The sequence below is a fragment of the Dactylosporangium sp. NPDC005572 genome, assembly GCF_040605515.1.
Taxonomy (GTDB): domain Bacteria; phylum Actinomycetota; class Actinomycetes; order Mycobacteriales; family Micromonosporaceae; genus Dactylosporangium.
On record NZ_JBEXCY010000050.1, the window covers coordinates 48,500 to 62,228 of the forward strand.

Here is a 13,729-nt window from a genome sequence, read left to right on the forward strand (position 1 = left end):
ATCGGTTCGATGCTCCGACGATCCCGCCTGCTCGCGATCGGGGCCGCCACCCTGGTCGCGGCGGCCTCCGCCGTCCTGACCGCCACACTGCGGGCCGAAGCGGCCACCACCACCTACCAGGCCGAGTCGGCGACGCTGAGCGGCGGCGCCGCCGTCGCCACCGACCACGCCGGCTACACCGGCACCGGCTTCGTCGGCGGCTATGTCGACGGCAACAAGGGCAGCGCCGCCACGACGTTCACCGTGCCCGGCACCGGTCCCCGCCAGCTCACCCTGCGATACGCGAACGGCACCGGCGCGACGATGACGCTGTCGCTTTACGTCAACGGCGCCCGGACCACGCAGATCGCCCTCACACCCACCGCCAACTGGGACACCTGGGCGACCCGCACCGACACCGTGACGCTGCCGAACGCGAGCAACACCGTCGCCTACCGCTTCGACAGCACCGACTCCGGCAACGTCAACCTCGACAACCTCGCCGTCGCCGACGTCCCCGCCCCACCGGCCGGTACCTACGAGGCCGAGTCGGCGGCGCTGTCCGGGGGTGCCGCGATCGCCACCGACCACAGCGGGTACACCGGCACCGGCTTCGTCGGCGGCTACGTCGACGCCAACAAGGGCAGCGCCGCAACGACCTTCACCGTCCCGGGCACCGGCCCCCGCCAGCTCACCCTGCGCTACGCCAACGGCACCGGCTCGGCCATGACGCTGTCGCTCTACGTCAACGGCACCCGGATCACGCAGATCGCCCTCGCACCCACCGCCAACTGGGACACCTGGGCTACCCGCACCGACACCGTGACCTTGCCGAACGCGAGCAACACCGTCGCCTACCGCTTCGACAGCACCGACTTCGGCAACGTCAACCTCGACAACCTCGCCATCGCCGGTGCGTCGCCGTCGCCGTCGACATCGACGTCGCCACCGGCCGGCGGCGCGGAGCTGGAGACCGCCTTCCTCTCCGGCGGCGCGACCACCGCGACGACGATCGGCGGCTACACCGGCGGCGGCTACGCGACCGGGTTCACCGCGACCGGAGCGCGCGCCATCCGCACGGTCAACGTCACCGCCGCCGGCACCGCCACGCTGACCCTCCGGTACAACAACACCACCGGCGGCACCCGAACCCTCAGCGCCTACGCCAACGGCGTCAAGGCCGGGCAACTGACCCTCCCGGCCGGCACCGGCTGGCTCACCACCACACACACCCTGCCGCTGCGGGCCGGCCTCAACCTCGTCGGCTACCAGGTCGACAGCGGCGACACCGGCAACGTGTCGCTCGACAACGTCGCGGTCCCGGGCTCGGTCGCCCTCGCCGCCCGCGGCGCGACCGTCGCCTACACCGAGTACGAGGCGGAGAACGGCAGCACCAACGCGACCGCCGTCGGACCGGACCGCGCCTACCTGACGATGGCCGCGGAGGCGTCCGGCCGGCGCGCGGTCCGGCTCGACAACGCCGGCAAGTACGTCCAGTTCACCCTCACCAAGCCGGCGAACTCCCTCGTCGTGCGCGCGTCCGTGCCCGACAACGGCCAGAACGTGCCGCTCGCCGTCTACGCCGGCGGCGCCAAGGTCAAGGACCTGACCCTGAACTCGGTCTACAGCTGGGTCTACGGCGCCTACCCCTACAACAACGACCCGGCCGGCGGCGAGCCGCACCGGTTCTTCGACGAGTTCCGCACCACCCTGCCGACGTACCCGGCCGGCACGGTCCTGCGGCTGCAGAACGACGGCAGCACCCCGATCACCGTCGACCTGGTCGACACCGAACTCGTCGCCGGTGCGCTGACGGCACCGCCGAACTCGCTGCCGATCACCGACTACGGCGCGGTCTCCGGCGGGGGCGACGACACCGCCGCGTTCAACGCCGCCGTCGCCGCGGCCCGGTCGCAGGGGCGCACGCTGTGGCTGCCCGCCGGCACCTGGGACGTCACGTCCCGGATCAACGTCGACAACGTCACCGTCCGCGGCGCCGGGCAGTGGCACACCACCGTGCGCGGCAGCAACGGCAAGGGCGGGTTCTACGCCACCGGCGCCAACGTGCAGATCGCGGACCTGACGATCGCCGGCGACGTCCGCTACCGCGACGACGCCAACTTCGACGCCGCGCTGGAGGGCAACTTCGGTACCGGCTCGCTGCTGCACAACATCTGGGTCGAGCACACCAAGGTCGGGCTCTGGGCGAGCAGCGGCACCGACGGGCTCTACGTCGCCGGGGTCCGCATCCGCGACACGTTCGCCGACGGCGTCAACCTCAACAACGACGTGCGCAACACCCGGGTCGACCAGAGCGTGCTGCGCAACACCGGCGACGACGCCCTCGCCATGTGGTCGTACACGGCGTCGGTGACCAACAGCGCTTTCACCTTCAACACCGCGCAGCTGCCGATGCTCGCCAACACGGCGGCCATCTACGGTGGCAACGGCAACCGGATCGAGGACAACCTCTTCTCCGACACGGTCTACGCCTCGTCGGGCATCGCGATCAGCACCTGGCACGGCGCCCAGCCGTTCGCCGGAACGACGAGCGTGCAGCGCAACACGCTGACCCGCACCGGCGGCTACGAACGCAACTGGGGCAGCGCGATCGGCGGGCTGTGGCTCTACGCCGAGGCCCGCGACATCACCACCCCCGTCCTGGTGCGGGACGTGGACATCCTCGACAGCTCGTACCAGGGCGTGCTGTTGAGCTGGCAGCGGACGATCTCCGGCGTCACCTTCGACCGGGTCCGCATCGCCGGCGCCGGCACCTACGGCATCGAGCTCAACGCCGTCGGTACCGCCACCTTCAACTACGTCACGGTGAGCGGCGCGGCCTCCGGCGGCCTGTCGAACTCCATGGGCTACGCGATCGTGCGCGGCCCCGGCAACAGCGGCTTTTAGAAGTACACCCTCCACATCAACGAGAAAGCGGGGACCACGTGTCCACAGCAGGGGCCCGATGGTGGCGTGACGCGGCCATCTACCAGATCTATCCGCGCAGCTTTGCCGACGACAACGGCGACGGCGTGGGCGACCTGGCCGGAGTCCGGCGCCGCCTCGGGTACCTGCGGGACCTGGGCATCGACGCCGTCTGGTTCAGCCCGTGGTTCCCGTCGCCGATGGCCGACGCCGGCTACGACGTCGCCGACTACCGCGACATCGACCCGGCGTTCGGCACGCTGCCCGAGGCGTGCGCCCTCATCGACGAGGCGCACGCCCTGGGCATCCGGATCATCATCGACATCGTGCCCAACCACACCTCGGTGGCGCACGAGTGGTTCCAGCGGGCCCTCACCGACCACGCCTACCGCGACCGGTTCTGGTTCCGCGACGGGCGCGGCGCTCTCGGGGACCTGCCGCCCAACGACTGGGGCTCGATCTTCGGCGGACCGGCCTGGACCCGGGTCACCGACGGCCAGTGGTACCTGCACCTGTTCGACGCCGGCCAGCCCGACTTCAACTGGGACCACCCGGCGGTGCGCGCCGAGTTCGAGGACATCCTGCGCTTCTGGTTCGACCGCGGCGTCGACGGCATCCGCATCGACTCGGCCGCCATGGTCGTCAAGGACCCGGCGCTGCCCGACTTCGACCCACTCTCGCCGCCCGACCCGCACCCGTGGAACGACCGCGACGAGCTGCACGAGGTGTACCGCTCGTGGCGGCGCATCGCCGACGCCTACGACCCGCCCCGCGCGCTCATCGGCGAGGTGTGGCTGGCCGATCCGCAGCGGTTCGCGCGGTACCTGCGGACGGACGAGCTGCACGCCGCGTTCAACTTCGACTTCCTCGGCTGCCCGTGGGACGCCAAGGCGCTGCGCCGCTGCGTCGACGAGACCCTCGACGCGCACACCGCCGTCGGGGCACCAGCCACCTGGGTGCTGTCCAACCACGACGTGACCCGGCACGTGACCCGCTACGGCCGGGCCGAGACCGGCTTCGACCACGCCCTGCGGCAGGCGCGCCACCTCGCCCCGTCGGACCTGACCGTCGGCACCCGACGTGCGCGGGCCGCGGCCCTGCTGACCACGGCACTGCCGGGCTCGGTCTACGTCTACCAGGGCGAGGAGCTGGGCCTGCCCGAGGTGGAGGATCTCCCGTCGTCCGCCCGTCAGGACCCGATCTTCGCCCGTACCGCCAGCGCCGACCCGGGGCGGGACGGCTGCCGGGTTCCGCTGCCGTGGTCGGGCACCGAACCCCCGTACGGCTTCGGCGGGCCGGGCTGGCTCCCCCAGCCGTCCTCGTGGGCGTCGTTCACGGTCGACGCCGAGGCGGCCGACCCGGACTCGATGCTGTCACTGTACCGGGCCGCGCTCGCGCTGCGCCGGGCCGAGCCGGGCCTCGGCGACGCCCCGATGACCTGGTCGGACTCGCCGGAGGACGTGCTGGCGTTCACCCGCCCGGGCGGCTTCGCGTGCATCGTGAACCTCGCGGCCCATCCGGTGGCGCTGCCGCCGCACGCGGCGGTGCTGCTGGCCAGCGGGCCGCTCGACGGAGGGCTCCTGCCCGGCGACACGGCCGTCTGGCTGCGGCTGACGGCCTGATCGCCGCGACCCTGACCGCCGGGAAGCTCGGAAAATGTCAGACCCGGCGGTTAGGGTGGCCCGGTGCATGAGGCAGACAGTCATGACCTGATCAAGGTCCACGGAGCCCGTGAGAACAACCTGAAGAACGTGAGCGTCGAGATCCCGAAGCGGCGCCTGACGGTGTTCACCGGGGTGTCGGGCTCGGGCAAGAGCTCGCTCGTGTTCGGCACGATCGCGGCCGAGTCGCAGCGGCTCATCAACGAGACCTACAGCGCCTTCGTCCAGGGCTTCATGCCGAGCCAGTCCCGGCCCGACGTCGACCTGCTCGAAGGACTGACCACGGCGATCATCGTCGACCAGGAGCGGATGGGGGCCAACTCCCGCTCGACGGTCGGTACGGCGACCGACGCCAACGCGATGCTGCGCATCGTGTTCAGCCGGCTCGGGGCGCCGAGCGCGGGGCCGGCGTTCCACTACAGCTTCAACGTGCCGGCCGGCGCCTGCCTGCGGTGCGAGGGCATGGGCACCACCAACGACATCGACCTCGACGAGCTGTTCGACCGCAGCAAGTCGCTCAACGACGGCGCGATCACCATCCCGGGGTACAACCCCGACGGCTGGCTCGTGCGCATCTTCGCCGCCTCCGGCTTCGTCGACGCCGACAAGCCGATCCGCGACTACACGGAGCAGGAGCTGCACGACTTCCTCTACCGCGAGCCGGTCAAGGTCAAGGTGGAGAACATCAACATGACGTATGAGGGGCTGGTCCCCCGCGTCCAGAAGTCGTTCCTGCAGAAGGACAAGGAGGCACTGCAGCCGCACATCCGCGCCTTCGTCGACCGCGCGGTCACCTTCACGGCCTGCCCGGAGTGCGGCGGCACGCGGCTCAACCAGGCGGCCCTCGCCTCGCGGATCGAGGGGCTCAACATCGCCGAGGCGTGCGCGATGCAGATCAGCGACCTCGCCGACTGGGTCCGCGGGATCAAGGCGCCGTCGGTCGCGCCGGTGCTGGCCACGCTGCAGCAGACGCTCGACTCGTTCGTGGAGATCGGCCTGGGCTACCTGAGCCTCGACCGCCCCTCCGGCACGCTCTCCGGCGGCGAGGCCCAGCGCACGAAGATGATCCGCCACCTCGGGTCGAGCCTGACGGACGTGTCGTACATCTTCGACGAGCCCACGGTCGGCCTGCACCCGCACGACATCCAGCGGATGAACGGTCTGCTGGTGCGCCTGCGCGACAAGGGCAACACGGTCCTCGTGGTCGAGCACAAGCCGGAGACGATCGAGATCGCCGACCACGTCGTCGACCTCGGCCCGGGCGCCGGCGGCGCGGGCGGCACGGTCTGCTTCGAGGGCAGCGTCGACGGGCTGCGCTCCAGCGGCACGCTGACCGGCCGCCACCTCGACTACCGGGCCACCCTGAAGCCCGGCCCGCGCAAGCCCGCCGGCCAGCTGGAGATCCGCGGCGCGACCCGGCACAACCTGCAGGACGTGAGCGTCGACGTCCCGCTCGGCGTCCTGTGCGTCGTCACCGGCGTCGCCGGCTCGGGCAAGAGCTCGCTCATCCACGGCTCGATCCCGAAGGGCGCGGGCGTGGTCTCGGTCGACCAGACCGCGATCCGCGGCTCCCGCCGCAGCAACCCGGCGACGTATACGGGCCTGCTCGACCCGATCCGCTCGGCGTTCGCGAAGGCCAACGGCGTGAAGCCGGCGCTGTTCAGCGCCAACTCGGCCGGCGCCTGCCCCAACTGCAACGGCGCCGGCGTCATCTACACCGACCTGGCCATGATGGCCGGCGTGTCGACCGTGTGCGAGGAGTGCGAGGGCAAGCGGTTCCAGGCCTCCGTCCTGGAGTACAAGCTCGGCGGCAGGGACATCAGCGAGGTCCTGGCGATGCCGGTGGCCGAGGCGGAGGGCTTCTTCGCCACAGGCAAGGCCAAGTCGGCCCCGGCCCACGCGATCCTGCTCCGCATGACCGACGTCGGCCTCGGCTACCTGACGCTCGGCCAGCCCCTGACCACCCTCTCGGGCGGCGAACGCCAGCGCCTGAAGCTGGCCATCCACATGGCCGACAAGGGCGGCGTCTACGTCCTCGACGAGCCCACGACGGGCCTGCACCTGGCCGACGTCGAGCAGCTCCTGGGCCTCCTCGACCGCCTGGTCGACGCGGGCAAGTCGGTCATCGTCATCGAGCACCACCTGGCCGTGATGGCCCGCGCCGACTGGATCATCGACCTGGGCCCGGGCGCCGGCCACGACGGCGGCAAGGTGGTCTTCGAGGGCACCCCGGCCGACCTGGTCGCGGCCCGCTCGACCCTGACGGGCGAACACCTGGCCAAGTACGTCAACGCCTGACACCACGCCGCCCGGCCCGGGGCCAGCCCGGCTCATGATCGTGGGAAACATCCGGTTGCCCGGACAGCCAGATGTTTCCCACGATCACGAGCCCAGCCCGCCCGGCGCCCGCCGGCTCCGCCCGAGCCCGCCCGCTCCGCCCGAGCCCGCCCGCTCCGCCCGAGCCCGCCCGAGCCCGCCCGAGCCCGCCCGAGCCCGCCCCAGCCCGCCCCAGCCCGCCCGAGCCCGCCCGAGCCCGCCCCAGCCCGCCCCGGCCCACAACTCACGCCGCCCGCACGCCCCGTGCCAGGCCCAGCCCGCGCCAGGCGCCGCCCGGCCCACACCCCGCGCCGCCAGACCCAGCCCGCGCCCGAGCCGGCCCGCACCCAACGCCGCCCGCCACACCCCGCCCGCCGCGCCGGGCCGTGGGGCCTCCGGCGTCGACCGCGCGCCGGGGAATGTGGCGAGGGTGTGAATGTCGCTGGCGGGTAGCGTGCACGACGGCGGCGGGAAGACATCCCCGCCGTAGCGTCGTGAGCTGTGCAGACTGTTGACGTCCTGGTGGTGGGTGCGGGCCTCGCCGGCCTGCACACGGCCCGGCTGCTCGCGGAGCGCGGGCTGGGCGTGCTCGTGGTCGATCGGCGGCGGTCGCTCGCCTCCGGGGTCCGCACGACCGGCATCTTCGTGCGGCGGACGCTCGAGGACTTCGACGTTCCCGGGCATCTGCTGGGGCCGGGGGTACGGGACGTGGTGCTGTACCCGCCGTCGCGCCGCGCGCCGGTCCGGCTCACGAGCGACCGGGACGAGTACCGGGTCGCCGACATGCCCGGGGTCTACGAGCACGCGCGCCGGGCCGCCGAACGCGCCGGGGCCCAGGTGCGGCTCGGGGTCCGCTACGAAGGGCTCGCGCACGGAGTCGCCGAGCTCGCCGGCGGAGCGCAGGACCCGGTCCGGGTCCGGTTCGTCGTCGGGGCGGACGGTGCGCGGTCGCGGGTGGCGCGGGATCTCGGGCTCGACGTCAACCGGCAGCTGCTCGTCGGGGCCGAGATCGTCCAACCGATGACGGCCAGTGGCGACGTTCCCACGTTCCACTGCGTGCTCGATCCCAGGATCGCGCCCGGCTATCTGGGGTGGGTCATCGACGACGGCCGACATGCCCACATCGGCGTCGCCGGATATCAGCACGCGATGCGTGGCGGGCTCCGGCAGCTGCTCGACCGCTTCGCCGCCGACGCGCCGGGCCGGGCCGTCGTCAGCGCCGGGCCCACCGGCACGGCGGAGCGGCGCGGCGGACCGATCCCCGTGGGCGGGATCCTGCGCAGGCTCGCCTGCCCGCGCGGGCTGCTCGTCGGGGACGCCGCCGGGGCCGTGTCGCCGCTCACCGCTGGTGGGCTCGACCCCTGCCTGCGGCTGTCCGAGCTGGCCGCCGACGTCACCGAACGGTATCTGCGGAGCGGGGACGAGACCGTCCTGCGGCAGTACGACGGGGGCGCGCTGCGGGCACGCTTCCGGGGGCGGCTCGCGCTGCGGCGGCTGTTCGCCGGGGTCCGCTCCCCCGCCGTCGCCGAGGCGGCGGTGGCTGCCCTGCGCACCGGGGCCGGGCAAGCGGCCGCCCGGCGGGTGTTGTTCGGCGACGGGTCGTTCCCCGACGTCAAGGCAGCGGCGCCGGGAAGAGGCACTCGATACGCAGCTCCTGCACCGTGACGTCCTGCGGCGTCCCGAGCGTCGTCACCGCGTCAGGTGAAGGCGGCCACCTGCTCGGCGATGCGCCGCAGTGCGCTGCTGAGGCGGTACTTCGCCGTCCCCTCCGGGATGCCGAGCGCCACGCCGACCTCGCGGTAGGTCAGGCCGTGGTAATAGGCCAGGACGATCGCCTGGCGGTGGGTGAAGGGCAGCTCGTTCACGGCCTTGCGGACCTGCTTGTGGGCGAGGGATGTCATGACCTCGTCCTCGACGTACGGCAGGACCACGCCCGACTCGGCCAGCGCGTGCCGGTGCAGCTCCTGCGTGCGCCGGCGGCGCAGCCAGTCGATCGCCCGGCGCCGGCTGATCATGCAGAGCCAGCCGCGCAGCCGCGAGCGGCCCGGGTCGTAGCGCTCCGGGCGCAGCCACAGGTCGACGAAGACGTCCTGCACGATGTCCTCGGCCACGCCGGAGTCGCGGGTCAGGTGCAGCGCGATGCCGTACACGGCGGCCGCGTGCGTGTCGTAGGCCTCGGCGAGGGCGTCCTCGCGCCCGGCCAGCAGGCCGTCGCGGATGCGCAGGTCGTCGTCCACGTCAGTCGCACCCCATCGTCGCGGCGACGGCCAGGAAGTCGAGGGCGGCCCCGGTGTCGCCGGTCACCGCGGCCCCCGCCGGCGGGGTCAGCCGCCCGGCCACGAGGCGGCAGAACCGCTCCGTGGACAGCGCGATCTCGGCCACGACCGTGCTGCCCGTGGCGGGCGTCGCCGCCGACAGCGTGACGAGCCGCTCGGCGCCGGTCAGGGTCAGCCGGACCACCTGGTGCGGACGTCCGCGGCCGGCGGCGTCGAGGGCGCCGGGCAGCAGCCGCAGCGCGAAGTCCGCGATCCGCATGAGTTGCTCCGGATTCGGTACCTCGGGCACCAGGCCGAGCACCGCCCGCACGTCGTCGGCGTGGATCCACGTCTCGAACGCCCGCTGGGTGAGCGCCTCCCGCAGCGGGCGGCGCAGCGGCGCCCGCCCGGCGAGCGGCACCGGCCGGTCGAGCCCGGCCCGGCCGGCCCCGGCGACGGTGCGCACGAGCACCTCGGTCTGCGACCGCCAGCCGCGCCGGACGTCGGGCGTCAGCACCCCCGGTGCGCCGGCGACCGTGGCGTCGTTGGCCCGCAGGTGGACCACCAGGTCCCGCACGGTGGCGTGCGGCCCGGCCGGGCGCAGCCAGTGCGGCTCGTCCAGCGCGCCGAGCAGCCGGTCGAACGCGGCCACCTGCGCGGCGTACGGCGCGAGCAGCCGGTCGACCTCGGCGTCGCCGGGCGGCCGGGCCGCGCGGGCCGCGGTGAGCACCCGGGCCCGCAGCTCGCGGGGCGGCCGCCGCTCGGCCAGCTCGCCCAGCCACTCGGCCGCCGTGCGGAGCGGGCCGGCCTCCGCCGCGCAGGCCGCGCACCGGTCCAGGTGCTCGGCCACGGTCGCCCCCTCGACGTCCGGGCACGCACCGACCACGAAGGCGGCGAGCAGCTCACCGTCCGATGTCATCCAGTACCTCCACGTGCGTCGATGCATCGATGCCAGTTCGCCGCACCGGGACCCCTGGACGGTAAGTGTGACGCGCGTCACGGCAACGCGACTGTGATCGACAAGTGATCGTCCGGGACAGACCACGGGCAGACGCCGCCAGTAGCATCCTCGCGCCATCCCACGACTAGAAAGAACTCGATGAAGCTCGCATGGGGACGGACCGCGACAACGATCGTCGCGGTCACGATGATGTTCGGTACGACCGCCTGCGCCGGCCTGACGGACAGCGGCGCCTCGCCCGTCGCCGCACCGACCACCTCGAAGGCGCCGGAGCCGAAGCAGCTGCTGCTCGACTCGCTCGCGGAGTACGACAAGGGCGTCTACGGAGTGGAGTTCACCGGCCGGGACAACAAGGGCTCGGCCGCGATCGACGCCACCAAGAAGCAGGCGTACCTCAAGATGATCTCGACCGACCCGGACGCCGCGTTCACGATGGAGATCCTGCTCCTGGAGCCGGACGCCTACCTGAAGATGGACATGGGTGTCCTGGCCAAGCAGGTGCCGGGCATGTCCCAGTTCAACGGCAAGACCTGGATGCACCTCGACAAGTCCAAGATCACCGATGCCGACAGCCTGGGCATCAAGCAGGACGACTCGGACATGCTCGACCTCACGGCCATGCTGAAAAGCGCGCAGGCGGTCCAGACGACCGGCGACGGCAAGTACACCGGCACCCTCGACCTGACCAAGGGCGAGGACACCCCGATGACCGACGAGGCCGTGGTCAGGGCCCTGGCCGACAAGGCCTCCGCCGTCCCGTTCACCGCGACCGTCGACGCCCAGGGCCGGTTCACCGACCTGACGATCGACGTGCCGGCCGCCGGCCAGACCAAGGCGCACAAGCTGACGCTCAAGATCACGGAGTACGGCACCACGAAGATCCCGGCCAAGCCGACCGGCAAGTCCGTCGTCGAGGCCCCGGCCAGCGCATACGAGATGCTCAACAGCTGACCCAGCCGAGGCGGCCCGCCCGGTCGGAAGGGCGGGCCGCTGCCTGACATGATGTCGGCCATGAATGGCAGCGCCCGCCACGAACTGTCCCTGGACGTCCGCGTCGAGGAGAGCCGGGTGAGCAGCACCGTCACGCTCGACGGCGAGGTGCTGTGCGAGCGCGACGAGCCGCTGCCGTTCGGTCGCGACGAGGTCTGGACGCTGCTCGACCGGCCCGACGCCGCGGAGCGCCTCGGGCGGCTCGGGCAACGGCTGTCAGCGGCGCTGTTCGACGCCGGGACGCTCGACCACCTCACCGAGCTGGTCACCGGCGACGCGCTCGTCGACGTCGTGGTCACCGGTGACGGGCCCGCCCACGAGCTGCCGTTCGAGCTGATCCGGCTCACCGACCAGCGCGTCCTCGCCGCGGTCGAGGGGGTGCGGTTCACCCGCGCGGTCGCCGGCGTGGAGACGGCCGTGCAGCCGCCGGCGCCGGGGCCGCTGAAGATCCTGGTCGCGGTCGGCGCGCCCGAGCACACCGAGAACGTCGCGCTCGACGTCGAGGCCGAGATGCAGGCCATCATGAGCGTCGTCGACGGGCTGCGCCGGGTCGAGGTCACGATCCTGGAGGTGGCCGGGCCGCAGGAGATCGCCGGGGCGCTGCGCCGCGACGCGTACCACGTGCTGCACCTGTCGGCCCACGGCTCGCCGCACGGCGTCGAGCTGGAGGACCGCGACGGCAACGCCGTGCAGGTCGGCGCCGAGGACCTGGTGCGGGTGCTGCGCCGCGGCGGGCGTCCGCTCCCGCTCATCGTGCTGTCCAGCTGCGACGGCGCGGCCGACGCCTCCACCGGGCTGGCGGTGACCCTGCTGCGGCACGGTGCCGAGCGGGTGATCGCGATGCAGACGTCAGTCAGCGACCGGTACGCGACCGGCCTGCTCACCCGCGTCTACCGCGCCCTGGCCGAGGAGAACGTCCCGGTGGCGGCCGCCCTCGCCGATGCGCGCGCCGCGCTCTTCGACGAGCCGGGGCGCCCCGAGTACGCGGTGGCGACGCTGTTCGCCGCCGGTGATGGTCCATTGTGGAATGCAGACGCGGCTCCGGTACCACTGGAGAACCCAACCGACGCGCCGAGCGGAACCGGCGTGCGGGAGCTGGCCCTGGGTGACCTCGTCGGCCGCCGGGCCCTGCTGCGGACCGTGCTGCGGACGCTGCGCGACGACCTGCCGCCCGCCGCGGGTTCGGCGCTCGTCAACGGCGTCGTCCTGACCGGCGTCGCCGGCATCGGCAAGACCGCCCTGGCCGGGCGCGCGCTGAACCGGCTGCGCGAGGACGACGACGACCCGTGGGAGATCGTCGTGCACACGGCGGACGACGTCCCCGCCCTGGCCGTATTCGCCGAGGAGCTGCGCAGCCGGCGGACGCTGCTGCTCTTCGACGACTTCGAGCGGCACCTCACGGTCGGCGGCGAGGCGTTCCGCGACCCCGGGTTCGCCGACGCCTTCGCGGCGCTGTGCAAGGCGGCCGAGCGCGGCAAGATCCTGGTGACCAGCCGCCACCCGCTGCCGTGCGACGTGCCGCTGCTGCGGGTCGAGGTGCCGCGGATGGGCGACGCCGAGCTGGGCCGGCTGCTGCTGCGCCTGCCCGCGCTGCGCGAGCTCGACCCCGACGACCGGGCCACGGTCCTGGAGACGGTCGGCGGGCACCCACGGCTCGTCGAGTTCGTCGACGCGCTGCTGCACGGCGAGGGCGGCCGGGCCCGGCTGCCCGAGGTCACCGAACGGCTGCGCGCCCTCGCACGGCGCGAGCGGATCGCCCTGGCCCGCTCGGCGGCCGACGCGCCCGGCGCGGCCGACGCCGCCCGGCAGGCGGTCACGCTCGCGGCCCGCGACATGCTCGTCGAGGAGCTGGTCGGCCTGCTCGCCCCGGCCGAACGCGAGACGCTGCTGCAGGCCGCCGTGGTGCGGATACCACTGACCGCCGCCGACCTGGCCCTCGCCCTGCATGCCACCACGTCCACCGCGGACGGCGCGGACGGCGCGGATCCCGCCGGCCACCTGGCCCGGCTCCAGAGCCTCACGCTCGTGGCGGCCGACGGCGACGGTGTGCTCGTCGAGCCGTGGGTCCGCGCGGCCCTGGCGGGCCTGCACGGCGAGCGGCTGACCGACCGGCACCGGCGGGCCGCCGCGATGTGCGAGCAGGTGCTCGACGCCGGCCGGGCCGACTTCGGCACCCTCACCGAGGCCGTCCACCACCTGCGGGTCCTCGACGCGCTCGACGAGCTGGCCGCGTTCGCCGAGCGGGTGCTGCCGAGCCTCGACGGGGAGCCGACCGTCGCCGCGTTCCTCGACCCGGTGACCACAGCCCTGCCGGTGGACCACCCCGCCTTCCCGGGCCTGGCCGCGCGGGAACGCGACGCGCTGGAGGCGCTCGGCCGCACCGCCGGCGCCGCCGCACTCGGCGACCTGGTCATCGCGTGCCATCGCGCCGCGGCCGAGGCGGAGCCGAGCGCGGCCGCCGGGGCTGAACCGAGCGCCACCGCCGACGTTGAGCCCAGCGCGCCCGCCGAAGTTGAACCCAGCACCGCCGCCGGAGTAGAGCCGGGCGAGGCCGCCGAAGTTGAACCCAGCACCGCCGCCGGAGTAGAGCCCAGCGCGCCCGCCGAAGTTGAACCCAGCACCGCCGCCGGAGTAGAGCCGGG

Annotated in this window: 8 protein-coding genes; 6 read left to right on the top strand and 2 right to left on the bottom strand. The window is 73.3% G+C overall.

What is annotated here, in order from left to right; genetic code table 11:
- Positions 1–9 precede the first annotated feature (9 nt).
- The 4 genes from ABZS66_RS24170 (at position 10) to ABZS66_RS24185 (ending at position 8,546) form a co-directional block, all read left to right on the top strand.
- A complete protein-coding gene (locus tag ABZS66_RS24170; protein ID WP_354761213.1) occupies positions 10–2,886 on the top strand; it encodes a CBM35 domain-containing protein in 2,877 nt (958 codons plus the stop codon).
- 38 nt (positions 2,887–2,924) lie between these two features.
- Entirely contained in the window at positions 2,925–4,526 is a 1,602-nt protein-coding gene (locus ABZS66_RS24175) for a glycoside hydrolase family 13 protein (protein ID WP_354761215.1), read from the top strand.
- 63 nt (positions 4,527–4,589) lie between these two features.
- On the top strand, positions 4,590–6,863 hold the full coding sequence (locus tag ABZS66_RS24180) for an excinuclease ABC subunit UvrA (RefSeq protein WP_354761217.1): 2,274 nt from the start codon (positions 4,590–4,592) through the stop codon (positions 6,861–6,863).
- Between the two features lie 519 nt (positions 6,864–7,382).
- Complete coding sequence (locus ABZS66_RS24185; protein ID WP_354761219.1) at positions 7,383–8,546, top strand: NAD(P)/FAD-dependent oxidoreductase; 1,164 nt, start codon at positions 7,383–7,385, stop codon at positions 8,544–8,546.
- A gap of 32 nt (positions 8,547–8,578) precedes the next feature.
- On the opposite strand, the gene ABZS66_RS24190 is transcribed toward ABZS66_RS24185, so the two are convergent.
- Positions 8,579–9,118: a sigma-70 family RNA polymerase sigma factor gene (locus ABZS66_RS24190; RefSeq protein WP_354761221.1), complete on the bottom strand. Its 540-nt coding sequence runs from the start codon at positions 9,116–9,118 to the stop codon at positions 8,579–8,581.
- A gap of 1 nt (position 9,119) precedes the next feature.
- Complete coding sequence (locus ABZS66_RS24195) at positions 9,120–10,055, bottom strand: hypothetical protein (RefSeq protein ID WP_354761223.1); 936 nt, start codon at positions 10,053–10,055, stop codon at positions 9,120–9,122.
- A 180-nt stretch (positions 10,056–10,235) separates the two neighbouring features.
- Between ABZS66_RS24195 and ABZS66_RS24200 the strand changes: the two genes are divergently transcribed.
- Positions 10,236–11,048: a hypothetical protein gene (locus tag ABZS66_RS24200; protein WP_354761225.1), complete on the top strand. Its 813-nt coding sequence runs from the start codon at positions 10,236–10,238 to the stop codon at positions 11,046–11,048.
- A 60-nt stretch (positions 11,049–11,108) separates the two neighbouring features.
- Positions 11,109–13,729 (top strand): CHAT domain-containing protein (locus ABZS66_RS24205; protein WP_354761227.1); only part of this gene is annotated, 2,621 nt, incomplete at its 3' end.